This window comes from Paenibacillus suaedae, assembly GCF_032337355.1.
In the GTDB taxonomy this organism is placed as follows: domain Bacteria; phylum Bacillota; class Bacilli; order Paenibacillales; family Paenibacillaceae; genus Paenibacillus_B; species Paenibacillus_B suaedae.
In genome coordinates this window covers 14,582-39,999 of sequence record NZ_JAVYAA010000007.1, presented here as the reverse complement: position 1 = coordinate 39,999, position 25,418 = coordinate 14,582, and the positions used below count along the sequence as shown (strand labels likewise).

Below are 25,418 nucleotides of genomic sequence, written 5' to 3'. Positions count from 1 at the left end.
ACAGTTGTCATGCGTTAGTGAATTACTGTAAAAATAGAGCGCTTCCATAAAAGATTGGGCGTCCGTCTACGGGCGATCGTCCACTCGAGTTGTTCGCCTATCACATACAGTATATTATCCCATACCAATGCAGAAAGCACTAGAGAATGTTGATTGGAGTACGTTTAGACTATGCAAACCTGCCATACTTATACAAAAAGGTCGTGATGAGATGAACAACCCTCGCCAATATGAGAGGGCTCCTTTACCGTCGCAGCTGATGACCGTCCCCAGTCTTCCCAAGCAAAAGGAAAACAAGGCGCATATCCGCAGCTTCAGCCCTGAACCTGCGCCCTTCTTGCCATCATTCACTCCCCCGCCACCGCTAGAAACTACAGCCATCGTTCCATTTACCCAAGCAGCCGAATCGCCAATTGCTACGGTTGTTGAGGAGACCACTGCCAAGAAAAGCGGCTTCTCGATCGGTGACATCAAGCAAGTCATTGATCGCATGGGCGGAATTGAAGGCATCGTCGAGACGATGGGCAAGGTGCAGAAAGTGATGAACAGCGTATCCCAGATTGCTCCCGTCGCCAAGCTGCTCATGGGCACACTCCTTCCAGGCAAAAAGAAAGACGGAGAAGACGGTGACGAAGATGATCATTGGACGAAAAATCCGCGGAGGCGCCGCCGCAAGCGTACAACAGGAAAAGGGAAATCGCCGATTCCAAGTAAGCAGCGCCGTCGCACCTCCAAGACGCGTCGCCGGTAATTACACACAGCAAAAGAGCCGACTCCTCCATAGAGAGAGCCGGCTCTGTGTGCTTCTATTTAAAAGAATAGATCGATGAACTTGAAAATAATCATCGCAAGTACCGCGCAAATCGGAATCGTAATGAACCAAGTCACTACAATACGACCTGCTACGCCCCACTTCACCGCCGAGAAACGCTTGGCGGAGCCTACCCCCAAGATCGCGGAGGTAATAGCATGCGTAGTGCTAATAGGCAAATGCGTCAGCGTTGCCGACATAATAACCGAGGCTGCAGACAAGTCTGCGGCAAAGCCGTTAATCGGTTCAATTTTGAAAATTTTCGTTCCCATCGTTTTAATGATCTTCCAGCCGCCAATCGAAGTACCGAGTGCCATCGCTGTTGCAGCAGCAATCTTAACCCACAGCTGTACCTCCATTTCGGTCTGCAGTTGTGCAGTGACGAGTGCGAATGTAATAATCCCCATTGCCTTCTGCGCGTCATTCGTACCATGTGTGAATGATTGCAGAGCAGCCGTAATAATTTGACAGGTTCGGAACCCTTTATTAACGGTATGTGGACTATGATTCCCAAATATCCATTTCAAGATTGTCATCACAACGTAACCGACAGCGAAAGCAATAATTGGCGAAATAATAAGACCGAGAACGATGTTTTTAAATCCGCCCATGTTCAAATAATCTGATCCGGCGCCGATGAATACTGCCCCTGCCAACGCGCCAATAAGCGCATGCGAGGAAGATGACGGAATCCCGAACCACCAAGTAACCAAGTTCCAGATTATGGCCGCGATCAGCGTCGCCATGACGATTTCAAGACCATTCTCCAGCTTCGCTGGATCAGCAATACTGCCTCCTATCGTCTTGGCAACCCCTGTAAAGGTCAGCGCCCCGGCAAAGTTCATCACAGCGGCCATCAAAATGGCAACACGCGGCGGAAGCGCCCTCGTTGACACCGACGTGGCGATCGCATTCGCCGTATCGTGGAAGCCGTTAATAAAGTCAAAGGCAAGCGCCAAGAAAATAACGACGCCCACGATAATCATCGTAATATCCATGTTCATTATCTATGTGATTGCACAGCACTAATTATCATCCGTCCGCGCAATCCCTACCTCCTTCGTACACTAGGGCTGGCTTATCTTATGTGTTACGACAGATATTAGGAATTTCGCATGACGATCGTTTCAAGCTGCTTCGCCACATCCTCACAGCTGTCGGTCGTCTGTTCAAGACGCTCGTATACGTCTTTGCGTTTGATCAATTCGATTGGATCCTTTACTTCTGCGAACAAGGCACGAACCCCACGGCGGTAAATGTCGTCTGCGGAATTTTCCAGCTCATTGACACGTATGTTATGCTCGCGGATAGCAAGCAGTTTTTTCTGTGACAACAGTTTGATTGCCTTCTGTATTTCATATGCACTGCGCTTGATAACATCGGCGAACAATACGACGATTTCATCACGTTCAATCATTTGGTACATGTCGAAACGCGAAGCGCTGGCCTCCATCCCATCAAGAACATCGTCGAGTGCAGTCGTAAGCGCCATAATATCCTCGCGCTCAATCGGCGTAATGAATGTTTTATTAAGCTCTGTCAAGATCGTATGTACATAGACGTCACATTTGCTTTCCAGATCCTTCATTTCCTTCGTAAACGCCAAGACATCCGTCAAATCTTCTACGCCTTGTGCGAACGTTTCTGCCGCTAGAACGAGCGTATCCGCCATGTTTTGCAGCGTTTCGAAAAACACGTCCCTTTTCTTGAACATTCCCGAGATCTCCTTTGCAACAAAAATTGCATGTGATGTAATCTTCTAAACCTTACATATCTTATCATAGGATACGGTGGTTTTGTAAAGAAATCGTAAATCAAACGTGAGCAAATGTCGAAACTTTAGCCCTATTCACCACCGGAAATTCTCCCTTATTCGACAATTTTCGCCGTTTTTCATAAAAAGTACAGCAAAATACCGTTCTCACGCTGTTTTTCGCTTGCCATCCAATGTTTCCCACGTTGAAATGTTGGATATGCCATAGACATGAGCTAGCAATCATGCTGTGCCCACCATACGGTATAGTTTCCTCCTTTTTCTGCAAAGACATACATGAGATCGGCATATGCTCGTATTCACCCCAAATCAAAAAAGACGAAGCTGCTATGCCTTCCGGCTGCCACTTCGTCTCACATTCATAATTGGATTATCTCACTCCCACACCATCATCAAGCTATATACTCCAGTTCGCCCATTCTTCCTGCCGCTTCTCCCACCGCTTTAACCATTGAAGCGTGCAGGTAAACAGCTTCTCCCGATGCGTGCCATCCGAATACGTATGATCGGCTTGGAACACAATTTCCTTATCACATTGACCGTCGCTGCGCAGCCAGAACACCTTCTGGAACAGGAAGCTGTAATCCGCCGGTATGACATCATCACTTGTGCCGTGTACGAGCAGTACATCGCCATTGAACTTGCGTGCCTCTTGCAGCGGCTGATGAACACCCAACGCATTGAAGTAAGCAGGCGTGAAGGAATATCCCAGGTAATCGGCAGATCCTCTTGTCATTGCCGTATCGTACTGCTCTCGCCCGACTATCCGCACAATATCATTGAATGGGTAGGCTACAGGCGACCAGAGGACAAGCCGCTTAATGCGCTGATCGCGCACAGCGGTCAATATTGCAATCGCTCCACCCAAGCTGTGGCCGATCAGCGTTACCCGCTGCGGGTCGACATCACCGCAGCCGAGTGCATAGTCGAGTACTGACTGCGTCTGACTTATCATGTCATCTAGACCAGTATGCCCGTAGTCGCCCGTGCTCTCGCCGCATCCGGCGAAGTCGAAGCGCACAACGATGTGCCCTTCCCCTGCCAGTCTGCGCGCTGCATTCACGAATAAGCGGTCAACACCAATTCGGCTGCCGACGAAGCCATGGCAAATAATCGTTACAGGGGCGCGCCGCTTCACACCACGTTCAAATGGAGCTCGCTCCTCTGGATAATGAATCGTCGCCGCCAACCGTTCTTCTTGCCATCGAATATCAATATGTCGCTCCATCTTACACTCCCCTGCCTTCTACATCACTCAGGTGCGTGCAGTGCACCCTGCATCGTCTATATCATATAATTCCGATTAATATACTATGTTTTAAGTTGAGTGTACTCCTCTATCCGATTGCTGTCAAGAGTTCAGACAAGAAAAAAACCGCAACACCGCGCAGCGGTATTACGGTTTTGATTAGTAATACAGTCCGTACGAACGCTGCAGCATCTGATGCGTCTCCAGCGTCCCATCCGTCATCCCCGCCTGTAAATGCGAGGCAGCCTGATCATAATCGTCTGTGTCCGCAGAGTCATCCGTCAAGGATGACTTGCTAGCTAAATGGGACTCTTCAACCGTGGACGCTTCGCTTGGCCCCCTCGAATGCTCCTGATTGAGATACAGCTGTGTTAGCCCTTGTTCTGAATCGCTCTTCCCTTTCATCCTTGTCACCCTCCTGCCGTATGTCATGATTGGCCTATACGACATTATTACGGTGTGTAAGGAGAATTTTATACGCCGTTAGAAGGACGTTCAGACAGAATGCCATGACAGAGCATCGTCGTGATCTGGTCAGACAATGTGCGTACGTTCATCCGCTCATCCAAATTGCCTGGCTGGAGGAGGAACTGCTTCATCGACACGAGATAACGCACGATCAAATGCGGGGATAGCTCTTTGCGAATCTCTCCCCTCTGCTGCCCCCGGAAGATCGCCCCTTCAAACTCCGGGATGACGTGCTCCTCTTGATAGGCCATCATTTTTGCGAACAGATTTGGATAGTACTGCGTTAAATCGGTAACGAACGTTAAAGATATCCGATCAAAGGGCTGGTATTTTAGCAAAAGGTCGAATAGTTCATACATATCCTTCGCTTCTTCCATCACACGCAGCAAAAATTGATGGCTCTCCTGCACCATCCGATCCGTAATAGCCTCAAGCAGCCCTTCCTTACTTTGAAAATATTTATATATCGTCATTTTCGCAACGGGAACCGCCTCCGCAATCTGCTCCATACTCGTCTCTTGGATGCCCCGTTCGAAAAACAACCGCTGTCCGACATCCATAATTGCGATCGCTTTACTGTTCAACTGGCATAAGCTCCCCTTTCCGTGCGGACAAGGCTCTGCCGCCTATGCCTTCAAGAGAGAGACTGCATCTTACAGATCCCGCTTCGTCAGCACAAGCCAGCCGAAGAGCAGCCCGCCTGCATATATCCCTATCGTAATGAATACACCCTCCCAAGGCAAGCTGCCTGCGTCGAATAAATCTTTGCCATTGAAGACCGTGAACAAGCTGATGTCCGACATCCAGGCTAACGACTTCTCCATACCGGAGAGCAGATGAAATAGGAACGATAAGATGACGATTCCAATACTAAGCGACATTCCGGTTCGCTCGGAAGTGACGAAGACCGTCATCACATATCCGATTCCGGCAAATGCCAGCGCCGCCAGCAGGCCCGCGATCGAGTAGGTGAGCAGCAGCCCTGCATCCGCCACGGTACTGAACAGGTGCCCGAACCATACCGTCACCCCATAACTGACCGCTGCAATCAAGAAGAAGGCAAGAAGATGCGCGCAGGCTTTTCCGAGGAACAGCTGCCCACGAGATGCTGGCAGGGTGAACATGAAATCCACTGTCCCTCGATCCCTCTCCCTCGCCACCGTGGAAGCCGCCCACATCGCAGCGAATATGCCTAACAGCATCATGTAGAACACAAGCGGCTCGCCCGCCATCCAGCCCTCGAAGCTGCCGAACATCTCCACATGCATACCGAATCCTTCCAGCAAGGCAGGAGGGAACTGCTTCAAGGCGTCCAACAGCGATGTATTGCTCGTGTACATGTCGCCGAGTCCAGCGAACATCATCTGGAACACAATAATGATGCCTGCCCATATGAAAAAGCTGCGACGATTCGTTCTCCATTCATAACGAAACACCTGCCACATTACGCTTCTCCCCTTTCGCTCTCAGAACGCTCACGTGAATGCCCAGCTTGCGTTGGCTGCTCTACTGCATCCTCCCGCGAATGTCCAGCCTGCTTTGGCTTCTCTACTACGCGCTCGTGCAAGTGCCCAGTTTGCGATGATTGCTCTCCTGTGCGTTCCCTCAATTGCCCAGCTTGCGTTGATTGCCCCGCTTGATCCTGCGAATGATTTCCCCCATTTCCGCTCGCATCGTACTCCGCCATGAACAGATCCTCCAAAGAAGGCTGCTCAATACGGATATCCCTTAGCTCGTGGGCAGCAATACGCTGCAGAGCAAGGTGCAGATCACCTTGCAGCACAAGACGATGCTCCATGCCATCGTATACTGCGTTCGGATCGATATTTCTCAATCGATAAGCCTCTATGCAATTACCCTGCTGCTTGAATTGAATATGTGCAATCCGGCGATCCTTGCCTGGAATCCCATCTACATCACTTACTCGCAGCAGACGACCTTCTCGGATGAACGCGACACGGCTGCACAACTTCTCTACCTCGCTTAGAATATGGGTGGAGAAGAAGATGGTCGCTCCCCGTTCATGCTGCTCCATTAATATCTGAAAAAAAATGTGCTGCATCAACGGATCAAGCCCTGATGTCGGTTCATCCAGTACAATTAAATCCGGCTTATGCAGCAGACACTGTACAATGCCAAGCTTCTTGCGATTGCCAAGTGAGTATGACTTCACTTTCTTACTGACATCCAGCTTTAGCTGATCTGCCAATGCCATTGCAGTTGTATGTTGCAACAACAGCCCATTCATTCGCGCAGCGAAGTCCAGTACTTCTCTGCCTGTTAGCTCCTCGTTATAATGCACTTCTGACGGTAAATAGCCGATTCTCCTGCGAACATCAGGACGTTCCTTGTTCATTACTTCTCCGAACAATTCCACTGTCCCCGAGGTAGGGCGAATGAGCTGCATAATCGTACGAAGCGTAGTAGACTTTCCCGCCCCATTCGGTCCAATGAATCCGAAAATCTCACCCTGCTGTACTTCTAAATTGACTTCGTGGATACCGCGCTGTGATCCGTACCTTTTTGTGAGATTGCTCAACTTGATAGCGTTCATGCGGCACACTCCAATCTATACTATAGTTAAATTATGAGTATATCTTATTCCGCATATATTCAAACTCACAAGTCCGTTTTATACTCAATCAAGCATGAAAGTATACCATTTCCCACTCATTAGCTCTTTCCTGCTCATCATTTCGAATCAGTGGAAAAATAGGCGATCGAGCTCAGATATCCGAGAATGCTCCCTGCAACTTCCCCTTCGATAACAAAAAAAAAGAGGAGCATCGCCCCTCTTCCTCGTCTATCTTGTCTGTACTTGTATTCGTTCTGACTTCACACCGATGTCGCTGCGGTATTGCATCCCACTGAATTGGATGCGTTGAACTGCTTCATATGCCTTCGCTTTGGCTGCTGCCACATTGTCGCCTAAGCCGACAACTCCTAGCACTCGGCCTCCTGCTGTCCGCCACGTCCCATCCTCATCACACACCGTGCCCGCATGGAATAAGAGAGCTGATTCCGCTGCCTGCTCCAACCCCGTAATGACGTCTCCTCTGCGAACATCTCCAGGGTAGCCTTCTGCTGCTACAATGACACACATTGCAGCATGATCATGCCATTCAAGCTCAATCTCCTGTAGACTGCCTTCGGCGACTGCCCACAGGACTTCGAACAGGTCTGACTTCAACCGTGGGAGTACAGACTGCGTCTCTGGATCGCCGAAGCGTGCATTGAACTCAATGACCTTCGATTCCCCATCCGGCGTGATCATTAGTCCAGCGAACAGCAAACCATGGAAGGAGCGGCCCTCGGCTACCATCGCCCTGGCAGCCGGTTCAATGATCGTCCGGCGCGCCTTCTCTAGAATGGACGGTGAGAATTGCGGCAAAGGGCTATATGTCCCCATACCACCTGTATTCGGTCCGCGATCACCATCGAAGATTGGCTTGTGATCCTGCGCTGGTTCACATACGCGCACCGTTTCTCCATCTACGAAGGCCAGAATGGACATTTCCTCACCGAGCATAAATTCTTCAATGACAACCTTGCTGCCAGATGAGCCGAACTTTCCAACTACCATCAGCTCATGCAATACTTCAATTGCCTCTTCATGCGTATGAGCAATAACCACACCCTTGCCCGCCGCCAGACCATCGGCCTTAATGACGACCGGCAGCATATGTTGATGGACGTACGCCGAAGCCTCGGTGAAATTATCGAACGCAGCGTAGGCAGCGGTTGGAATTTTATATTTGTGAAGCAGATGCTTCATGAACACCTTGCTCCCCTCAATCTCAGCTGCCTTACGATCAGGGCCAAATACGCGCAGTCCTTGTGCTTTCAGTACGTCAACAATTCCGCCAGCCAGTGGATCATCAGGTCCTACGACAACAAGGTCAACTTCCTGTTCAACTGCGTATCGGGCAATGCCTTCATAATCGTGGACGGGCAGCGGCACACATTCAGCGAGGCTCGCAATCCCTGCATTGCCTGGCGTACACAGCACCTGCCCAACTTGCGGGCTATTGCGAAGCGCCCATACCAGTGCATGCTCGCGTCCGCCACTGCCGACGACCAATACCTTCTTCCCTACGTGCTCCATATTCATGAACGCCTCCTTAGTGCTTAAAGTGACGTACGCCAGTCATCACCATGGCAATACCATGCTTATTTGCCACTTCAATGGATTCACTGTCTCGAACTGAGCCTCCTGGCTGAATCACTGCCGTAATTCCAGCTTCTGCTGCCAAAGCCAGCGTATCGCCCATCGGGAAGAACGCATCGGATGCAAGTACAGCGCCGCGCGCCTTCTCACCGGCTTGTTCGATTGCGATGCGAGCTGCACCTACCCGGTTCATCTGTCCGGCACCTACACCAACCGTCATTCCATCCTTCACAAGGACAATCGCATTCGACTTCACATGCTTCACGACATTCCATCCGAACAACAGCTGTTCCATCTCCTCAGAGGATGGTTCACGTTCTGTTGCGACCTGTACACTGTCTGCTTTCAAGGAATGCAAATCGAGATCCTGCACAAGCACGCCACCATCCACTGTCGTCAGCTGCCGTGATGATACCCGCTCGTCTGGGGATGGAATTGTTCCTGTTTTCATCAGACGGATATTCTTCTTCTGTGCAAGCACCTCAAGCGCTTCTTCTGTAAAGCTAGGAGCGATGACAATTTCTAAAAATATTTCATGCAGCAAACGAGCTGTATCGCCATCGATTTCTCGGTTAGAGGCAACGATTCCGCCGAATATCGACGTTGGATCAGACTCATATGCCTTCTCATAAGCTTCCAGAACCGTAGCACCGATCCCTACGCCGCATGGATTCATATGCTTCACTGCAGCCACCGCAGGCGTACGGAACTCACTAACGATCGCAAGTGCCGCATTGGCATCGTTAATATTGTTGTAGGACAACTCCTTGCCATGCAATTGCTCAGCTGTTGTAATACTGCCTGCGCCCGCCAATGGTCGGCGATAGAAGGCCGCATCCTGATGCGGATTCTCCCCGTAGCGAAGTGGCTGTGCCAGTTCATACGTCACACTCAATCGCTCCGGCCATTGCTCACCAACCTGCTCAGTCAAATATTCCGCAATGATGGAATCATAAGCTGCTGTATGACGGAACACCTTCGCCGCAAGACGACGGCGTGTCTCGATTGTCGTATCGCCACTGGCGCGAACTTCTGCGAGAACAGTGTCATAGTCCGCTGCATCGACGACAACCGTGACATCTGCATGATTTTTGGCAGCTGAACGCAGCATTGTCGGGCCACCGATATCTATATTCTCAATCGCATCCTCATAGGACACGCCTTGCTTTGCGATCGTCTGCTGGAATGGATAGAGATTCACAACGACAAGATCAATCGTAGACAAGCCAAGCTCATCCAGCTGCTCCATATGAGCCGGATTGCCGCGCATCGCCAGCAGCCCGCTATGAACGGCGGGATGCAGCGTCTTGACCCGACCATCTAAAATTTCCGGGAACCCCGTCACATCCGATATCCCTGTAACCGGCACTTGCTCCTGCTCCAGCAAAGCTTTCGTTCCACCCGTGGAAATAATCTGCACACCCGCTTCCGTCAAGCTGCGCGCAAATGCAACTACGCCCGTCTTATCGGATACACTGATCAATGCTCTTTGAATCGCCATGTTGTCCTCTCCCCTGCTAAACTTTGGCATTTTAATTAAATATCATTGTAATGCGTTACTGTATGGAAGTCTATATCATGGCTCCCTGTTAAAAACGAACCTTATCTACCCGTCAGAATCTTCTACGCAAATATCTCAAATACCGATCAGAGCCTATCGTCTCAGTCCCGTCTCGCCAACTACTATTTCGCAATAGCGGCAGAAACATGTCCCTGTGCAGTGGAAAAACTGATAAAATGTCTTTCAAATAGCGGACACAATGTTGCAACAGAGATACCTTTCCCCAAGCCTCAACCAACACAATATATAGATGAAACGACACTTAAACTTCTACATGTAGACACTTCTTTATCAACAGCAATATAACCCTCTGTGTCCACATTAGCGTGGACATTTTCCCCATTTGTCCTCAAAGGAGATACAATTATGTTGTGCAGGCATTTTTGTATGATCTCGGTATCATGAAAAATTAGCTGGTTGCAAGAAGCTCCGCAGAGAGGAGACGCTGCACCACTTGCGGGTACAGTTCGTGCTCAGCTTGCTGGATACGTGCTGACAAAGTGTCCTCCGTATCATTAGTCAGGATGGCAACAACCTGCTGGGCCAATATTGGCCCTGTATCCATTCCTTCATCAACAAGATGTACCGTCACTCCCGTCACCTTCACGCCGTAATCCAATGCTTGGCGTACCGCGTGCATGCCCGGAAAGGCAGGCAGAAGCGAAGGATGGATATTGACCATGCGTCCTTCATAAGCTCGCAGCAATACGGGGGTTACAAGGCGCATATACCCTGCCAGCACAACCCAGTCAATGCGTTGCTTGTGCAGCAAGCGGAGAACGTCCTGCTCATAATCCTCACGAGAAGTATATTTCTTCGGTTCAAATATGGCGGTCTGCACGCCGGCTTGCTTCGCACGCTCAATGACGCGCGCCTGAGGCTTGTCGCATACGAGAAGGGCGATGTCAGCCTTCAGACGCTGCCCGCAAGCAGCCGCATCGACAAGCGCTTGAAAGTTCGAACCCGATCCAGAAGCAAACACGGCAATGCGTGGGAGATGCTGCTCTTTAGGCTGCTCTTTAGGCTCCGATTTGGCACTTACTTCGACTCTAGCTTCTGCGCTCCCGATCGAGTTTACATTTATGCTTGTTCGTGCATCAGCACATGTACTCCCCTCGATCTTGCCCGGATCATCGGATGGCATATCCACTGTACGCATACCTTCACTCATACAATCATGCATTTTACTCATACCTTCACGTATACCTTCATGCAAATCATGCATATCTTCACGCATACTTTCTGGTACATCCTCGTTCCATTCCGATTGCCGCATTACAAGCCTACCCCCGGGATGTGAACTTGACGGCTTCCTTCCGTAACTCTTCCAATGCGATATACAGCCTCGCCGCTTTGTTCCAGACTGCGGATTGCGGTATTCGCTTCCTCTTCCCCAACAACGATCACCATGCCGATTCCCATATTGAACGTCGTGAACAATTCAGAAGCGGTAAGCTTGCCAATTTCCTTGCACCAAGTGAACACAGGATGAATCGGCCATGCCCCATACTCAATCTCAACAGATGTGCCTTCAGGAAGCACACGCGGAATATTCTCTAAGAATCCCCCACCTGTAATATGAGCCGCACCCTTCACATTCACTTGCTTCATCAGTTCAAGCATGGAGCGCACATAAATGCGTGTCGGCGTAAGTAGTACCTCTCCAAGTGTACTGCTGCCATCAGGTGCTACATCCGTCAAACTCAGTCCGCCTTGTTCAAGCAACAACTTGCGGACGAGTGAGAAGCCATTGCTGTGCAGTCCACTCGAAGCAAGACCTAGCACAACATCGCCAGGGCGAATCGATTCACCGGTAATGATTCGGCTCTTATCTACGACACCTACGCTGAAGCCAGCAATATCGTACTCATCTGCCGAATACATACCTGGCATTTCAGCCGTTTCACCACCGATTAGAGCGCAGCCCGACTGTGTGCAGCCTTCCGCAATACCGCTCACAATCGCTTCAATTTGCTCTGGAACGACCTTCCCGCAGGCCAAGTAATCAAGGAAGAATAACGGTTCTGCACCTTGGACGACAATATCATTCGCACACATCGCCACAGCATCAATGCCGATCGTGTCATGCTTATCAAGCGCGAACGCCAGCTTCAGCTTCGTTCCCACTCCGTCCGTACCTGATACAAGAACCGGTTCTTTGTAACGCTGAATATCCAGTTGGAACAAAGCTCCGAATCCACCCAAATCGGTTAGCACTCCTGGCGTAAATGTGCGGCGCACATGCTTCTTCATTCGTTCGACCGCTTCATTCCCTGCCGCAATATCGACACCCGCTTGTTTGTAGGCTTCTGACATGATCGTGCGTCTCCTCTCTCCCTGTAAGCAGGACAGGAATGCATCCTGCATTCCCGTCCGTCATCGTTAATGTGAAATGAATGAAATATTGAAATCTCGAATTAATCAAAATGTATATGTTACGAATCTCGGCCCAGCACACGACACCCCAATGCCCGAGCGATCACTTAGCAATCACTTAGCAATCACTTAGCATTCATTTAGAAGTCACTTAGAAATTACTTTGCAAATCGCTAGAAATTACTTGGCAATCATTTAGATATCACTTGGCAATCGCTAGCATTCACTTGACAGCCTCTCACACTCAACAGCCGCAGCCTGTGTGTTCATTGCCCGTCCCTGCTTCTGTATATAAATTCGTTGGATAGTCCTTATCGAAGCATGCTAAGCACAGTCCTCCGTTGGATTCATTCACAAATGCCCCACCAATTGCACCAATCATGCCGTCTTGGCTCAGAAAAGCAAGGGAGTCCGCACCCACCAGTTCACACATCTCTTCCACCGTGTGCGATGACGCGATCAAGTCCTCGCTGTTCGGCGTATCGATTCCGTAGAAGCACGGATGCTTGAACGGTGGCGAAGCGATGCGCAGATGGACCTCCAAAGCCCCCGCTTCGCGCAGCATGCGCACAATTCGGCGTGATGTCGTGCCCCGCACGACCGAATCGTCGATTAGAACGACCCGTTTGCCCTCTACGACACTGCGCACCGCACTTAGCTTCATCTTCACACCCTGCTCGCGCAATGCTTGGCTCGGCTGAATAAACGTCCGCCCCGTATACTTACTCTTAATCAAGCCCATCTCATAGGGAATTCCCGTCAGCTCTGCGTACCCAATAGCAGCCGATATACTAGAATCCGGCACACCACTTACGATATCCGCCTCTACGAACGATTCCCTCGCAAGCTGCATGCCCATCTGCTTGCGTGCAGTATGCAGATTGACATCATGCAGCTGGCTATCTGGCCTTGAGAAGTAGATGAACTCCATCGCGCATAATGCGCGGCGTTGAAGCGGTGCGAACCGTTCCGAACGATGACCGAGCGCATCTACGATGAGCAGTTCCCCCGGCTCCAAGGAACGAACTAATTTCGCACCAACCGCTTCAAGTGCACATGTCTCCGAGGCAAATATATAACTGTCGCCCAGCCTGCCAAGCACAAGCGGCCGGAGGCCATTCGGATCGGATGCGGCAAGCAGCTTGTCGTTCGTCATAATGAGGAAGGCGAAGCCTCCAACCAGTTCACGAAGCGCCTCCTTCGCCGCACGAACGACGTCGTGCTCCGAGCGAGCGATAAGATGCGCAATCACCTCGGTATCACTCGTCGTCTGAAAAATAGAACCCTTCTTCTCCAACTCGCGGCGAATTGCAGGAGCGTTGACGATATTCCCGTTCGTCGCAACTGCAAGATCCCCATCGCGTGTCTTGAAGACGAGTGGCTGCGCATTTGCCAGCCGGCTGTCGCCGGACGTTGAATAACGTACATGGCCGATCGCCCGATCGCCGCGCATATCCTGCAATCGCTCGGCATCGAACACTTCCTTCACAAGGCCCATTGCACGATGATAGTGGAAGGAATGACCGTCGGACGTACACATGCCTGCACTTTCCTCGCCACGATGTTGCAGCGTGTGCAGCCCGTAATACACCATCGAAGCCGCCTCTTCATAACCAAACACACCGAATACCCCGCACTCTTCCTTCAAGCGGTCAAATGGACCATCCTTGCCGCTGCCCTCATTGTAGTAAGCCCCTGTTACTTCATGAGACATGGAATCGCATCCTTCCATACCTGTTCTGCTTGTTGCCAAGGCATATCCAAAGCATCCGTTCCATCAACCCGAACGTGGATCTGTTCACCTCCGACCGTACCGATGCCCTCTACCGGAACTCCTGCTTCCGAGCAGCGAGCCTTCACTTCTTCCAACTGTTCCGCACGTACCGACAGCAGGATACGGGATTGGCTCTCGCTGAACAGTGCGATATCCGTACGCAGTCCTTCTGCACTTAGATCAAGCGTCGCACCGATATGACCGCTGATGCAGCTCTCCGCAAGCGCAGCCGCGAGACCTCCGTCCGATACATCATGTGCAGACTGCACAAGTCCTGCTTGAATCAGGCTCAACACGGTCTTCAGCAAGCTTGATTCTGCATCCAGATCGAGCTGCGGAGGACGACCTTCTACCGAGCCGTGTACAATGGCTTGGAATTCACTTCCGCCAAGCTCTGCCTTCGTGCGGCCCAGAAGCAGTACTGCATCTCCCGCCTGCTTGAAGGCTTGTGTCGTAATGTGCTGCTTATCATGAACGAGACCGACCATGCCAACGACTGGCGTTGGATAGATGGCTCCCTTTGCATTTTCGTTATACAAGCTTACGTTCCCGCCGATAACCGGCGTATTCATCACACGGCATGCTTCAGCCATGCCATCAACAGCCTGCTCCATCTGCCAGAAGTTCTCCGGCTTCTCCGGGTTGCCGAAGTTCAGGTTATCCGTAATTGCCAGCGGCTCTGCACCGGAGCATACAATATTGCGCGCTGCCTCACAGACCGCAATACGGCCTCCCATGAATGGATCAAGCATCACATAGCGGCCATTGCAATCCGTCGTCATCGCGAGCGCTTTGTTCGTTCCGCGCACAAGCACGACTGCCGCATCCGAGCCTGGTGCCACTGCTGTGCTCGTACGAACCATCGTGTCATACTGGCGATATACCCATTCCTTGCTTGCCACAGATGGCGAGCCAAGCACCTTCAATAGCGCTTCGTTCAGTGCTTCAACCCCGCTTACTTCTGGGTAAGCCGTTGTATCCACGGAAGCGTTAGCCTCATAATAAGCAGGTACTGCAGAGGGCTTATTATAAATCGGACATTCGTCCACAAGTCCGTTAACCGGCATATCACCGACAACCTCGCCACCATACAGCAGGCGCAGGCGCCCATCGTCTGTAACGCGGCCAACTTTGCGGCAAATAACGCCCCAACGTTCAAAGATTTCCATCGCAATTGGCTCGTTATGCTCTTCAATAACGAACAGCATGCGCTCCTGCGATTCGGACAGCATCATTTCATAAGGTGTCATGCCAAATTCACGCTGCGGCACCTCGTTCAAGTCGAGCTCAAGCCCGTTGCCTGCCTTGCTCGCCATCTCCGCGCTCGAACAAGTTAGACCAGCCGCCCCCATATCCTGAATCCCGATCACGATGCCGGAAGCGATCAGTTCCAAGCATGACTCCATAACCAGCTTCTCCATGAACGGGTCGCCTACCTGTACCGCCGGACGCTTCGCTTCCGATTGCTCTGTCAGCTCCTCCGATGCGAATGTCGCACCATGAATGCCATCGCGGCCTGTCGGTGGCCCAACATAATACACAGGATTGCCAATGCCGCTCGCCACGCCCTTCTGGATATCTTTGTGGTCGATCAGCCCAACGCACATCGCGTTAACGAGCGGATTGCCTGCATAGCTGTCATCGAAGACGACCTCGCCGCCCACCGTCGGAATGCCGATGCAGTTGCCATAGCCAGCGATGCCTGATACAACATGCTCGAATAAATACTTCACCCGCTCATCCTGCAAGCTGCCGAAGCGCAGCGAATTCAGCAAAGCAACCGGACGCGCGCCCATCGAGAAAATATCGCGAATAATACCGCCTACTCCCGTAGCCGCACCTTGAAACGGTTCGATGGCAGAGGGATGGTTATGGCTCTCGATTTTGAATACAACCGCTTGTTCGTCCCCAATGTCGACAATGCCTGCTCCTTCGCCCGGACCAACCAGTACACGATCACCTGAAGTCGGGAATCGCTTGAGCAGCGGCTTCGAGTTTTTATAAGCACAATGCTCAGACCACATGACACTGAACACACCGATTTCGGTATAATTCGGCTTCCGGCCAAGCAGCTCACATATGCGTGCATACTCATCTTCCGTTACGCCCATTGTCCGATACAGCTTCTGCTCCTCAATCTGTTCAGCAGTCGGTTCCTGCTTCATATGGCGAAGCCCTTCAGCAAGGGATAGTTCCTTCTGCTTCGCGCTGCGTGCTGCCGCCTGTTCTCGTTCCGTCGTATTAGTGAGCGTTGACTGCATGTTGTTCCCTCCAAGCTTGTAAAATGGATGTAAACAAGCGAACGCCATCCGCTGAGCCCAGCAGTTCGCTAACCGCACGCTCGGGATGAGGCATCATGCCAAGCACGTTGCCAGCCTCGTTGCAAATACCAGCTATATGTTCAAGTGAACCGTTCGGGTTCTGCTCATACGTAAATACAATTTGATTGCCTTGCTTCAGCTTCGCCAGCGTTGCCTCATCGCAATAATAGTTGCCCTCGCCATGCGCGATTGGGATGTTCAGAATGTCGCCCCCGACATAATCCCGTGTGAACGGCAAATCTGCACGAGTTACTCGAATTGGGGCAGCGTGACATCGGAACTTCAGCCCTTCGTTTCTCCGCAGTGTCCCTGGAAGCAATCCCGCTTCCGTCAAAATTTGAAATCCGTTGCATATCCCAAGCACATAAGTGCCTGTCTCAGCAGCCTTAGCGACCGCCTTCATAACAGGAGCGAATCTGGCAATCGCTCCACTGCGCAAATAATCACCATACGAGAAGCCACCTGGAATGACGATAAGGTCATATCCGGTTACATCCTGCTCCGTATGCCATACCCGATCCACTTCGACATTCAGCGTATCTTGTATGGCATGGACACAATCTAGGTCACAATTCGATCCGGGAAATACGAGCACCGCTGCCTTCATCGCCTATTCCTCCAACTCGTACCGATAGTCTTCAACGACTGGATTCGCCAGCAGCTTCTCGCACATTTGCTCCACCTGCGCCGACGCCTGCTCGCGATCTTCCGTGTTGATATTGAACTCCATATATTTGCCGATGCGCACTTGCTCCACACCGCTGTATCCCATCGTGTGCACCGCCTGCTCCACTGCAGCCCCTTGCGGATCCAATACGCCTGCCTTAGTCGTTACGAAAACCTTCACCTTCATCCCTTTTTCCTCCCCATCAGTCCATACTGTCATGAAATTTGAACAAGTCTACAAAACTGTAATGAATACGATTCATAAAACAACGACCAAACCAGTCAACGTTTGATGATCCTCCGTAAACTAGAGAATTCAACAAACGTTAAAACATTTATAAAACGAAAGATCATTCAGGCCATGCTTGCTCTGTAATGCGCTCATACAGCTCGATATAGCGGCGGCGAGTAGCTTCTACTACTTGCTCAGGCAGCACTGGCGGCGTCCCACATTTATCCCAACCACTTGCAGCCAAGTAGCGTCTTACTGGTTCCTTATCCAAGCTATCGATATCCTGATCCAGCACATACTGATCGATCGACCAGAAGCGCGATGAATCCGGGGTGAACAACTCATCAATGAGTACAAGTTCTCCGTCAATAGTTCCAAATTCAAATTTGCAATCGGCGAGCAAAATGCCCTTGGATGCGCATATTTCAGCCGCATACGTATACAGCTCGATGCTGACCTGACGCAGCTGCTTCGCAAGTTCTGCTCCCAGATCCTTGCACATAACCGCGAACGGCACATCTTCATCATGTCCCTCATCATGCTTGCGGGACGGTGTAAAAATCGGCTCCGGCAGCTTCTCATTCATGCGGAGGCCAGCAGGAAGCTCAATTCCGTTGACAGATTGGTTGGCCGTATACTGCCTCCAACCGCCGCCGGTAATATAGCCTCTTACGACGCATTCAAAGTCAATGCGCTTTGCTCGGCGAGCAATTGTCATTCGATCTTGTAGGGAACTTAATATTGCGGATAAATCCTGGGGTTCGAGATGTTCATCTCGGCGATTCAAGCTTTCTGTATTTCGCTCAGCTTGATGCAAAGCCGTGTCATGCCGTTGTATTTCTGGATGTGATTCTGGGTGTGTATTCTGGTGTTGGTCTTGGTGAGAATTCTCACTGTCCTGATGTGAATCATGACAACAATGCATATCATCAGCTGAATGTATGCTGCTGCGGTATTGCTCCAAGCGCTTCTCCTGAGTCTGCTTCAGAAGCCCTTCATCGAATGGAACCACATGGTTCGCAATGACATGCTTCGTCTGCTCGAACCAGAATTGGCTCAGCCTGTTCAATACCTCTCCTTTGCCAGGAACCTCCGGCTTCAATACGGCGTCGAATGCAGAGATTCGATCCGATACAACAATTAATAAATGGTCTGGGTCCAGTTCATACAGCTCGCGCACTTTCCCACGATGGAGAAGCGGCAGCGGAACGATGTCAGTCTCAGTCGCAAATTGAGTGTTTGTAGACATCTCCTGTGCTCCTTTCGGCATTACGCCCATTTAGTCAAAAGCGCGTGTTCAAATCAACCCGCCCACATTATCTGCGGATAGAATCGAACAACCTTTAAAAGGAACCCTCCCATATATCGCACCCGCTGCAGCAGTCTCTTCCGATCGTGGTTGGAGGGAAGGAAGAGACCGCCTGCATTCGGCCGTCAGGGCGACAGCCTACGGGAGCTGCCTACACGTCATCTTAGGGGGACGAGTAGGAACCAAGCTCATCATTCAATTGTGTACTAGATAATGTTAGTCTCGCTATGGACTCAAGTGCCGGCTGCCAGTCGTACAGGTCACGACTAGTTCAAGGCAGCTTGGAAGTTTGCTACTCACCACACTGCAATTTCGCACTAACCAGCAACCTTGCTGCTAACCACTACTATCTGCTTCTTCCTGCTGCAATCCTTAATCAAGCAAGCCTACTTGGCGGAAGATCGTATCTACATTTTTCAAATGCCATGCAGGATTGAACGCATCCGCGATCTCTTCCGCACTAAGAACAGCCGTAATCTCCGGTGTGTTCTCAATAATGTCGCGGAAGCTGCGCTGCTCTTCCCATGCCTGCATCGCACGAGGTTGTACCGTGTCATAAGCCTGTTCACGCGCCCAGCCCTTGTCAATCAGCTTCGTCATGACGCGGCCGGAGAACGGAACATCGAAAGTGCGCTGCATGTTGCGCTTCATATTCTCTGGGAACACCGTCAAGTTCTTCACGATGTTCATGAAGCGGTTCAGCATGTAGTTCAACAGCATCGTCGCATCCGGCAGGATGATACGCTCTACCGAGCTGTGCGAAATATCGCGCTCATGCCAGAGCGGCACATCCTCATAAGCGGTCAGCATATATCCGCGCATTACGCGGGACAAGCCGGAAATATTCTCGCAGCCAATCGGATTGCGCTTGTGCGGCATTGCCGATGAGCCCTTCTGGCCCTTCGCAAATGCTTCTTCCACTTCGCGGAACTCACTCTTCTGCAAGGCGCGAATCTCAGTAGCGAACTTATCAAGCGATGTCGCGATAAGTGCAAGTGATGCCATGTACTCCGCATGACGGTCACGCTGCAGCGTCTGCGTCGAAATCGGCGCTGGCTTCGTACCAAGCTTCGCGCATACGAACTTCTCTACAGATGGGTCAATATTCGCATATGTCCCAACTGCACCGGACATTTTACCGAACTCGACGCCTTCCGCTGCGCGACGGAAACGCTCTAAATTACGGAGCATTTCTGCATACCATAGTGCCATCTTCAGTCCGAATGTTGTCGGTTCTGCATGCACACCGTGCGTACGACCCATCATTGGCGTATCTTTATATTCAAGTGCTTTATTTTTCAAAATCTCGATGAAATTCAGCAAATCGCGGTCGATGATCTCATTCGCCTGCTTCATCAAATAGCCAAGCGCCGTATCCACGACGTCCGTTGACGTTAAGCCGTAGTGAACCCATTTCCGCTCTTCGCCCAGCGTCTCAGATACTGCGCGAGTGAAGGCGATCACGTCGTGGCGCGTTTCTGCCTCAATCTCATAGATCCGTTCGATATCGAAGCTTGCATGCTCGCGGAGCTTCTTCACGTCTTCATGCGGGATGACGCCAAGATCAGCCCATGCTTCACACGCACACAACTCCACCTCAAGCCAAGCTTTAAATTTATTCTCTTCCGTCCAAATCGCCCGCATCTCCGGGCGCGAATACCGTTCAATCATCGTTTGCATTCCTCCACAAGTCCGTTAAATTCATCCATTCGAGCGCAGTAGCGATGTCCGGCCCTAGTATGTTAATATGCCCCATCTTGCGCTTCGACTTCGCTTCCGACTTGCCGTACCAGTGCAGCTTCGGCGTCACGCCAAGGCGGCTGGCTGCCGGATCGTCAGCACGGAACCATTGTACCATGTCCAAAGCGTCTTCGCCGAGCAAGTTCACCATAACGACAGGGGTATGGAGCTCCGTACTGCCAAGCGGCAAGTTGCATATCGCGCGAAGATGCTGCTCGAACTGCGAAGTGCGGCAGGCATCCATCGTGTAGTGTCCCGAATTGTGCGGGCGTGGTGCAAGCTCGTTCACAAGCAGGCGGCCGTCAGCGGTCAGAAACATCTCAACAGCAATGAGGCCAACGACGTCCAGCGCCTCGGCAATACGGCGCGCAAGCCGCTCTGCTTCGTCCTGGATATGCTGTGGAATGCGTGCAGGCACAATGGAAATGTGCAGAATATGATGCCGATGAATGTTTTCCGCAACTGGGAACACAGCGATCTCGCCGCGCGGGCTGCGCGCTGCAATGACGGACAGCTCCAGCTCGAATGGAATGAATTCCTCCAGCACGAGCTCCGAGGTGAGAGCGGCAAGCGCCTCATAAGCCCCTCCCGCCTCGTCTGGGTGGCGAATGATACGCTGGCCCTTGCCATCATATCCGCCGATTGCCGTCTTCAGCACACCTGCCCCGCCGAACGCTTCCAGCCTCTGTTGAATCTCAGCAGCGGAAGCTACTGCTGCATATGGCGCCACCGGTATGTTCGCTGCGGTGAGAGCTTCCTTCTCCCGCAAGCGATGCTGCGTAATGCGCAGCAGATGGCTGCCCTGCGGCGCGTAAGCTTCCCGCTCCAATCGCTCCACCACTTCGGCCGATACATTCTCGAACTCGTATGTGATAACATCCGCACGCTGGCCTAACTCGTGTGCAGCGTCAGCATCGTCATAAGCGGCTGTAATCATCTCGGCAGCAGCACCGCATGGCGCGTCCTGTGCTGGATCGAGCGCTGTGAAGCGGTAGCCCATACGCACGCCTTCAAGCGCCAGCATGCGGCCCAATTGGCCGCCGCCCAGCACGCCAATCGTTGCACCGGGAACAAGCACCGGTGCGTCCGCCCGGCTCGGGCGCTCTTGCGGCAGCGTGCGGCCGTTCACAGGCGCGCTCATTCGAGCGCCCCCGTGTCCTGCACCTGCTGCCGAACAGCTTCCCTGCGCGCCGCGATGCGCGCGCGCAGCACTTCATCGTGCATGCCGAGCATCTGCACGGCCAGCAGCCCGGCGTTCGTCGCGCCCGCCGGTCCAATCGCGACGGTCGCCACGGGTACGCCCGCCGGCATCTGCACGATGGACAGAAGCGAGTCCATCCCGTTCAGATGCGATGACTTCACCGGCACGCCGATAACCGGCAGTACCGTCTTCGCCGCTACCATGCCCGGCAGATGCGCAGCACCGCCTGCTCCGGCAATAATGACACGGATTCCTCTTGCCTCCGCCGTCTCGGCATAGCGGAACATCTCGTCTGGCGTACGGTGTGCGGACACTACCTGTTTCTCATAAGCAACGCCCATCTCCTCCAGCACTTCGCACGCCTTCTTCATCGTATCCCAATCGGACTTGCTTCCCATAATGACGCCTACTACCGGCACAATGCCTTGTTCGTGACTCGCTGTGTTCACCATCGCAATCCCCCGCTTTCGACAATGTCCAACCTGACCACTACTACATAACAAAAAAAACGTTCAGGAGTTCCCCCTGAACGTATCATCGACTAAGTATACGGAATGAGCAAACAAGCGGATTTCTTCCGCTCTGGGCAGAATGATCAGGCTCCCATCAAGCCCCGACATCTGTCGGCGACGTGAAAAAGCGAGAACAGTCTAGCCTGTTCGTCATTCCCGTAGTCCAAAAATTTACGGTTCTTGGGTAGAAACTTCCGGCCATATTCCCGGAATTATACGAGAAACAATATTCGCTTATCCATCTTGTGCCTACAGTTTAACAAGGCTTAACATAGCGTGTCAACAACAAAATGCGAATAATAAATAATAAATTATAGTTAATGTTCGTTTATTGGCAATTTCCACATTGTTAGCATCATTAAATATTCAGAATCCTTGATTAATTCCGACCTATGATTGGATTTATGATTAATTTAATGATTAGTTCAATGATTCAATTGATACTTCAATTTATAATTCGTATATCATTCAACTAAAAAGGCCAACAGCAGGACACACTCCTACTGTTGGCTTCTCTCTCGTATACTTATTATACTTTGCTTTCATAATGCTATCATTCACTGATGCTTACACTATATGCTTTCACCTATGTTTTCATATGCTAACAATGATACTCACTCACATTTATACGTTCACATTCAACTTCACTTTTCGCCTTACTTTTCCTATTTCGAGATCAACATGATCATATACCTCTTGCTTGCCTACTTGCCTCTACAAGATCATGTACGACCGACAGGCCAATGCATCATTTAATGACCAATACCGGGACCTTTGCATGCTGCACAACATGATGGCTGACACTGCCAAGCACGAATTCCTTCAACCCGCTCAAGCCGCGGCTTCCGATAATAACAAGATCCGCATTGAACTCATCTGCCTCATCAATAATTGCTTGACCAGGAGGGCCTTGCTGAAGGACAACCGTCGCTCGTTCGCCAAGCGCTGCAACCTTGCCCTCTGCTTCCTGCTGTAAACGCTCTGCGTATTCGTACAGCTCCTCGTTTGTCTCCGCTGAAGCAGTAGCATAAGCCGTACCAACAAAATATTGCGGGAACTGAAATACATGCACGACGCGTACTTGAGACTGCTCGCTTGCTTCCGCGAGTCCTACCGCGTGCTGTAAAGCCTTGCGGGACGGTTCCGATCCATCATATGCGACAAGAATGCGTTGAAATTTCATAACTCCCACCACACTTCCCCATAATTTACTAGTGCTGTGCTTATTATTTAACCAAACCGCAGCAAAATAAAACCAAACACAAAAATATTCACCAGCAATATAAACGGCACGCCTGCTGTAAAGGTAACATGCTGTGTCTTATGGCGCTTGTTATACATCGCTGTCAACACGCCCAGCGCACCGCCAAGCCAAGCTGACAAGAACAGCTTCCGCTCCGGAATACGGCGGCGATGCCTCTGTGCCCGCTGCTTATCCACAACCATCATTTGATATCCAACTACATTTATGATGAGTAAATAAATGAATACGATCCAAGTCCAATCTTTCATCCTATGTAACAGCCCCTTTCTCTCCCTATTATACAATGAGGCTATTCCAAAAGTATCGTGATTGGTCGCATTCACCGGCTCAGATTCCATACTCAGACGTTCTTTTTACCCGGGTACAGGCAACATTCGCGGATCCTAATGTGCTTCTGCTTCGTTCACGCAACATAACTGTTCACGATACCGTTAATGAGTACGAAGGAGTTGAGGCTGCCATATGCAAAAGCTACTTGCCATTTTCACTATCTCATGCATGATGCTTATACTGACTGCTTGCTGCACGAGTGAACAAACGGAAACGAGCGCAAGCTGGCCCTACAACAATATGATCATCTTCCACGGGAATCGATATGTTGGCAGTGATGATCAGGTTCAACAGATCGACAAACTGCTGGGAGAAATCCAATCATCCTCAAATCGTGAGGAAGACTCAAGTGGAGATAGCTTCTCTAACACTTACCCCGTAGGAACAAAGCTGTATAAAATAAAAGGAATTAATGAAGAAACAGCTATCGCTGTTGAGGTGAAGAATAACCTCTATATTAAGGCTGCTAGGAAAGAGAACTAAATACCTTTCAAGTCCTCTTTGCTAACGAGCACCTTGCTTTTCTGATTCTGGTACATCTCCATATTTCCATCCTGGAGCGTCTGGTTCGTTACCTTCATGAAAATCGAGGTATCCTCATTCACGACGCGATAGGTACCGTCCTCATTTTGCTTCAAGAACAGAATGGATTGATCACCTTGCTTTAGTGGAGTCGTATCGTCAGAAACTACAATGGCCTTCCGGTCGCGTCCGCCCAGCTGTAGTACATTGATCGTACTATTTCTGAGAGATGCGTTTCCTTTGATTACCTCTGATATCTGGAACTCGGATTCCGTCCGGTACGTTTCAGGCGCCCCACTCCCTGACTTGCGAACTCCGTTCTCCTGCACTACCTGTCCTTCTACGATTGCATCAACAGCGTTGGCGAGTGCTGTATAGTCTCTGTACCCATAAGCCCAACTAGCGTCAATATGCACAACGGGAGTCGATGGATTCGCTTGCGATAAAGCGATCGTCCCGTATTTCTTCTTAACCGTGTCCTTATCAGCAGATGTTGGGGATGTATTGGTTCTAGCAAGCGAACCATCAGACCAGAAGGTAAAAGATTTCATGACCGAAGGTTCGCTGTCATTATGTGCAAGGCCCAATGCATGCCCTAATTCATGTGTGGCAACTCCCTCCGTAATAGAAGGGGAATATCGACTTTGGGTTGTGTAGTATTCGTTTACCCAAGCACGCGTTTTGGAGGCAATCCCATTCGAATATGTAGTGTAGCAAATTCCATCCCAATCATTATCTTTCGTTGGCGATACTTTCTGATTTCCTGCCCGAAAATCATATTTCGTGCCTGTCCCCATTGTAACACTGCCTGTCCCGCTCCACCGGCTTGCTCCTGTATTCCAAATGCCTTTATAGAAGCTATTGGAACCATCATTGTAGAACTGGATAGAGCTTGAGCTGAACTTCCATGGATTCTCAGGAGTCGCTGCCTGAGCAGTTCCCATAAGTGCAAAGACAAGAAACATAGACATAGCCGTACTTAGTAATTTCTTTTTCAACCCTTATTCCTCCCTGTTCAATTTTATACATCATCTTATTTTCCTGTAAAAGATTTCATAGGCGCCGATTCATATATATGTCTCATTCCTGAGAAAATTGCTTTTGCACGAAAATTAATCACGTCATTCAGCGCTTTATCCA

24 protein-coding genes and 1 riboswitch are annotated in these 25,418 nt (G+C 50.7%); of the genes, 2 read left to right on the top strand and 22 right to left on the bottom strand.

Annotated elements, in window-relative coordinates; genetic code table 11:
* Window positions 1–211: 211 nt before the first annotated feature.
* The gene (locus RQP50_RS23325) at window positions 212–751 is read left to right on the top strand and encodes a tyrosine protein kinase (protein ID WP_174808357.1); all 540 of its coding nucleotides are present in this window, start codon (window positions 212–214) and stop codon (window positions 749–751) included.
* 59 nt (window positions 752–810) lie between these two features.
* On the opposite strand, the gene RQP50_RS23320 is transcribed toward RQP50_RS23325, so the two are convergent.
* The 21 genes from RQP50_RS23320 to RQP50_RS23220 all read right to left on the bottom strand — a co-directional run bounded on the left by RQP50_RS23320 (window position 811) and on the right by RQP50_RS23220 (window position 23,674).
* Window positions 811–1,809, bottom strand: coding sequence for an inorganic phosphate transporter (locus RQP50_RS23320; protein ID WP_072732014.1), 999 nt, complete (start codon window positions 1,807–1,809; stop codon window positions 811–813).
* A gap of 104 nt (window positions 1,810–1,913) precedes the next feature.
* The gene (locus RQP50_RS23315) at window positions 1,914–2,525 is read right to left on the bottom strand and encodes a DUF47 domain-containing protein (RefSeq protein WP_021254975.1); all 612 of its coding nucleotides are present in this window, start codon (window positions 2,523–2,525) and stop codon (window positions 1,914–1,916) included.
* 457 nt (window positions 2,526–2,982) lie between these two features.
* Complete coding sequence (locus tag RQP50_RS23310; RefSeq protein ID WP_072731989.1) at window positions 2,983–3,813, bottom strand: alpha/beta hydrolase family protein; 831 nt, start codon at window positions 3,811–3,813, stop codon at window positions 2,983–2,985.
* 180 nt (window positions 3,814–3,993) lie between these two features.
* Window positions 3,994–4,239 (bottom strand): hypothetical protein, encoded by a 246-nt coding sequence (locus RQP50_RS23305; RefSeq protein ID WP_072731988.1) that lies wholly within the window; start codon window positions 4,237–4,239, stop codon window positions 3,994–3,996.
* A 68-nt stretch (window positions 4,240–4,307) separates the two neighbouring features.
* Window positions 4,308–4,886 (bottom strand): TetR/AcrR family transcriptional regulator, encoded by a 579-nt coding sequence (locus RQP50_RS23300; RefSeq protein ID WP_072731987.1) that lies wholly within the window; start codon window positions 4,884–4,886, stop codon window positions 4,308–4,310.
* A gap of 69 nt (window positions 4,887–4,955) precedes the next feature.
* Window positions 4,956–5,747 carry an ABC transporter permease subunit gene (locus RQP50_RS23295; protein WP_065294056.1) on the bottom strand — a complete coding sequence of 264 codons (792 nt, stop codon included), beginning with the start codon at window positions 5,745–5,747 and terminating at the stop codon, window positions 4,956–4,958.
* A complete protein-coding gene (locus RQP50_RS23290; protein WP_315746903.1) occupies window positions 5,747–6,856 on the bottom strand; it encodes an ABC transporter ATP-binding protein in 1,110 nt (369 codons plus the stop codon). Before RQP50_RS23290 ends, RQP50_RS23295 begins: the two co-directional genes overlap by 1 nt.
* A 249-nt stretch (window positions 6,857–7,105) precedes the next feature.
* The gene (purD, locus tag RQP50_RS23285; protein ID WP_315746902.1) at window positions 7,106–8,413 is read right to left on the bottom strand and encodes a phosphoribosylamine--glycine ligase; all 1,308 of its coding nucleotides are present in this window, start codon (window positions 8,411–8,413) and stop codon (window positions 7,106–7,108) included.
* A gap of 10 nt (window positions 8,414–8,423) precedes the next feature.
* The gene (gene purH, locus RQP50_RS23280) at window positions 8,424–9,971 is read right to left on the bottom strand and encodes a bifunctional phosphoribosylaminoimidazolecarboxamide formyltransferase/IMP cyclohydrolase (protein ID WP_072731985.1); all 1,548 of its coding nucleotides are present in this window, start codon (window positions 9,969–9,971) and stop codon (window positions 8,424–8,426) included.
* A 469-nt stretch (window positions 9,972–10,440) separates the two neighbouring features.
* Window positions 10,441–11,019, bottom strand: coding sequence for a phosphoribosylglycinamide formyltransferase (gene purN / locus RQP50_RS23275; protein ID WP_315747067.1), 579 nt, complete (start codon window positions 11,017–11,019; stop codon window positions 10,441–10,443).
* A 287-nt stretch (window positions 11,020–11,306) separates the two neighbouring features.
* The gene (purM, locus tag RQP50_RS23270) at window positions 11,307–12,347 is read right to left on the bottom strand and encodes a phosphoribosylformylglycinamidine cyclo-ligase (protein ID WP_315746901.1); all 1,041 of its coding nucleotides are present in this window, start codon (window positions 12,345–12,347) and stop codon (window positions 11,307–11,309) included.
* 304 nt (window positions 12,348–12,651) lie between these two features.
* Entirely contained in the window at window positions 12,652–14,121 is a 1,470-nt protein-coding gene (gene purF, locus RQP50_RS23265; RefSeq protein WP_315746900.1) for an amidophosphoribosyltransferase, read from the bottom strand.
* A complete protein-coding gene (purL, locus tag RQP50_RS23260; RefSeq protein WP_315747066.1) occupies window positions 14,106–16,346 on the bottom strand; it encodes a phosphoribosylformylglycinamidine synthase subunit PurL in 2,241 nt (746 codons plus the stop codon). The genes purF and purL overlap by 16 nt, the downstream gene beginning before the upstream one ends.
* 76 nt (window positions 16,347–16,422) lie before the next feature.
* Complete coding sequence (gene purQ / locus RQP50_RS23255; protein WP_315746899.1) at window positions 16,423–17,109, bottom strand: phosphoribosylformylglycinamidine synthase subunit PurQ; 687 nt, start codon at window positions 17,107–17,109, stop codon at window positions 16,423–16,425.
* Between the two features lie 3 nt (window positions 17,110–17,112).
* Window positions 17,113–17,355 (bottom strand): phosphoribosylformylglycinamidine synthase subunit PurS, encoded by a 243-nt coding sequence (purS, locus tag RQP50_RS23250; RefSeq protein WP_021254988.1) that lies wholly within the window; start codon window positions 17,353–17,355, stop codon window positions 17,113–17,115.
* A gap of 163 nt (window positions 17,356–17,518) precedes the next feature.
* On the bottom strand, window positions 17,519–18,649 hold the full coding sequence (locus RQP50_RS23245; protein ID WP_315746898.1) for a phosphoribosylaminoimidazolesuccinocarboxamide synthase: 1,131 nt from the start codon (window positions 18,647–18,649) through the stop codon (window positions 17,519–17,521).
* 432 nt (window positions 18,650–19,081) lie between these two features.
* Entirely contained in the window at window positions 19,082–20,380 is a 1,299-nt protein-coding gene (gene purB / locus RQP50_RS23240) for an adenylosuccinate lyase (protein WP_021254990.1), read from the bottom strand.
* Window positions 20,373–21,590, bottom strand: a complete 1,218-nt coding sequence (purK, locus tag RQP50_RS23235) for a 5-(carboxyamino)imidazole ribonucleotide synthase (protein ID WP_315746897.1) — start codon at window positions 21,588–21,590, stop codon at window positions 20,373–20,375. The genes purB and purK overlap by 8 nt, the downstream gene beginning before the upstream one ends.
* Complete coding sequence (gene purE, locus RQP50_RS23230) at window positions 21,587–22,102, bottom strand: 5-(carboxyamino)imidazole ribonucleotide mutase (RefSeq protein ID WP_232055443.1); 516 nt, start codon at window positions 22,100–22,102, stop codon at window positions 21,587–21,589. The genes purK and purE overlap by 4 nt, the downstream gene beginning before the upstream one ends.
* 199 nt (window positions 22,103–22,301) lie before the next feature.
* Window positions 22,302–22,402, bottom strand: a riboswitch (purine riboswitch).
* 508 nt (window positions 22,403–22,910) lie between these two features.
* Window positions 22,911–23,345 (bottom strand): universal stress protein, encoded by a 435-nt coding sequence (locus tag RQP50_RS23225; RefSeq protein WP_021254993.1) that lies wholly within the window; start codon window positions 23,343–23,345, stop codon window positions 22,911–22,913.
* 47 nt (window positions 23,346–23,392) lie between these two features.
* The gene (locus RQP50_RS23220; RefSeq protein ID WP_021254994.1) at window positions 23,393–23,674 is read right to left on the bottom strand and encodes a DUF1294 domain-containing protein; all 282 of its coding nucleotides are present in this window, start codon (window positions 23,672–23,674) and stop codon (window positions 23,393–23,395) included.
* Window positions 23,675–23,888: 214 nt separating this feature from the next.
* Between RQP50_RS23220 and RQP50_RS23215 the strand changes: the two genes are divergently transcribed.
* The gene (locus tag RQP50_RS23215) at window positions 23,889–24,239 is read left to right on the top strand and encodes a hypothetical protein (RefSeq protein ID WP_083545368.1); all 351 of its coding nucleotides are present in this window, start codon (window positions 23,889–23,891) and stop codon (window positions 24,237–24,239) included.
* Here the strand turns inward: RQP50_RS23215 and RQP50_RS23210 are convergent.
* Complete coding sequence (locus tag RQP50_RS23210) at window positions 24,236–25,276, bottom strand: matrixin family metalloprotease (protein WP_315746896.1); 1,041 nt, start codon at window positions 25,274–25,276, stop codon at window positions 24,236–24,238. The two genes, RQP50_RS23215 and RQP50_RS23210, sit on opposite strands and share 4 nt — an antisense overlap.
* Between the last annotated feature and the right edge of the window lie 142 nt (window positions 25,277–25,418).

What these genes read in the sequence shown, in the direction of transcription:
- purL (WP_315747066.1), bottom strand. Translation starts at nt 16,346, where the DNA reads ATGAAGCAGGAACCGACTGCTGAACAGATTGAGGAGCAGAAGCTGTAT.
- RQP50_RS23245 (WP_315746898.1), bottom strand. Translation starts at nt 18,649, where the DNA reads ATGTCTACAAACACTCAATTTGCGACTGAGACTGACATCGTTCCGCTG.
- purB (WP_021254990.1), bottom strand. Translation starts at nt 20,380, where the DNA reads ATGATTGAACGGTATTCGCGCCCGGAGATGCGGGCGATTTGGACGGAA.
- RQP50_RS23225 (WP_021254993.1), bottom strand. Translation starts at nt 23,345, where the DNA reads ATGAAATTTCAACGCATTCTTGTCGCATATGATGGATCGGAACCGTCC.
- purH (WP_072731985.1), bottom strand. Translation starts at nt 9,971, where the DNA reads ATGGCGATTCAAAGAGCATTGATCAGTGTATCCGATAAGACGGGCGTA.
- purF (WP_315746900.1), bottom strand. Translation starts at nt 14,121, where the DNA reads ATGTCTCATGAAGTAACAGGGGCTTACTACAATGAGGGCAGCGGCAAG.
- RQP50_RS23320 (WP_072732014.1), bottom strand. Translation starts at nt 1,809, where the DNA reads ATGGATATTACGATGATTATCGTGGGCGTCGTTATTTTCTTGGCGCTT.
- RQP50_RS23220 (WP_021254994.1), bottom strand. Translation starts at nt 23,674, where the DNA reads ATGAAAGATTGGACTTGGATCGTATTCATTTATTTACTCATCATAAAT.
- purM (WP_315746901.1), bottom strand. Translation starts at nt 12,347, where the DNA reads ATGTCAGAAGCCTACAAACAAGCGGGTGTCGATATTGCGGCAGGGAAT.
- purK (WP_315746897.1), bottom strand. Translation starts at nt 21,590, where the DNA reads ATGAGCGCGCCTGTGAACGGCCGCACGCTGCCGCAAGAGCGCCCGAGC.
- purQ (WP_315746899.1), bottom strand. Translation starts at nt 17,109, where the DNA reads ATGAAGGCAGCGGTGCTCGTATTTCCCGGATCGAATTGTGACCTAGAT.
- RQP50_RS23295 (WP_065294056.1), bottom strand. Translation starts at nt 5,747, where the DNA reads ATGTGGCAGGTGTTTCGTTATGAATGGAGAACGAATCGTCGCAGCTTT.
- RQP50_RS23325 (WP_174808357.1), top strand. Translation starts at nt 212, where the DNA reads ATGAACAACCCTCGCCAATATGAGAGGGCTCCTTTACCGTCGCAGCTG.
- purD (WP_315746902.1), bottom strand. Translation starts at nt 8,413, where the DNA reads ATGAATATGGAGCACGTAGGGAAGAAGGTATTGGTCGTCGGCAGTGGC.
- RQP50_RS23315 (WP_021254975.1), bottom strand. Translation starts at nt 2,525, where the DNA reads ATGTTCAAGAAAAGGGACGTGTTTTTCGAAACGCTGCAAAACATGGCG.
- purS (WP_021254988.1), bottom strand. Translation starts at nt 17,355, where the DNA reads ATGAAGGTGAAGGTTTTCGTAACGACTAAGGCAGGCGTATTGGATCCG.
- RQP50_RS23305 (WP_072731988.1), bottom strand. Translation starts at nt 4,239, where the DNA reads ATGAAAGGGAAGAGCGATTCAGAACAAGGGCTAACACAGCTGTATCTC.
- purE (WP_232055443.1), bottom strand. Translation starts at nt 22,102, where the DNA reads ATGGTGAACACAGCGAGTCACGAACAAGGCATTGTGCCGGTAGTAGGC.
- RQP50_RS23215 (WP_083545368.1), top strand. Translation starts at nt 23,889, where the DNA reads ATGCAAAAGCTACTTGCCATTTTCACTATCTCATGCATGATGCTTATA.
- RQP50_RS23290 (WP_315746903.1), bottom strand. Translation starts at nt 6,856, where the DNA reads ATGAACGCTATCAAGTTGAGCAATCTCACAAAAAGGTACGGATCACAG.
- RQP50_RS23310 (WP_072731989.1), bottom strand. Translation starts at nt 3,813, where the DNA reads ATGGAGCGACATATTGATATTCGATGGCAAGAAGAACGGTTGGCGGCG.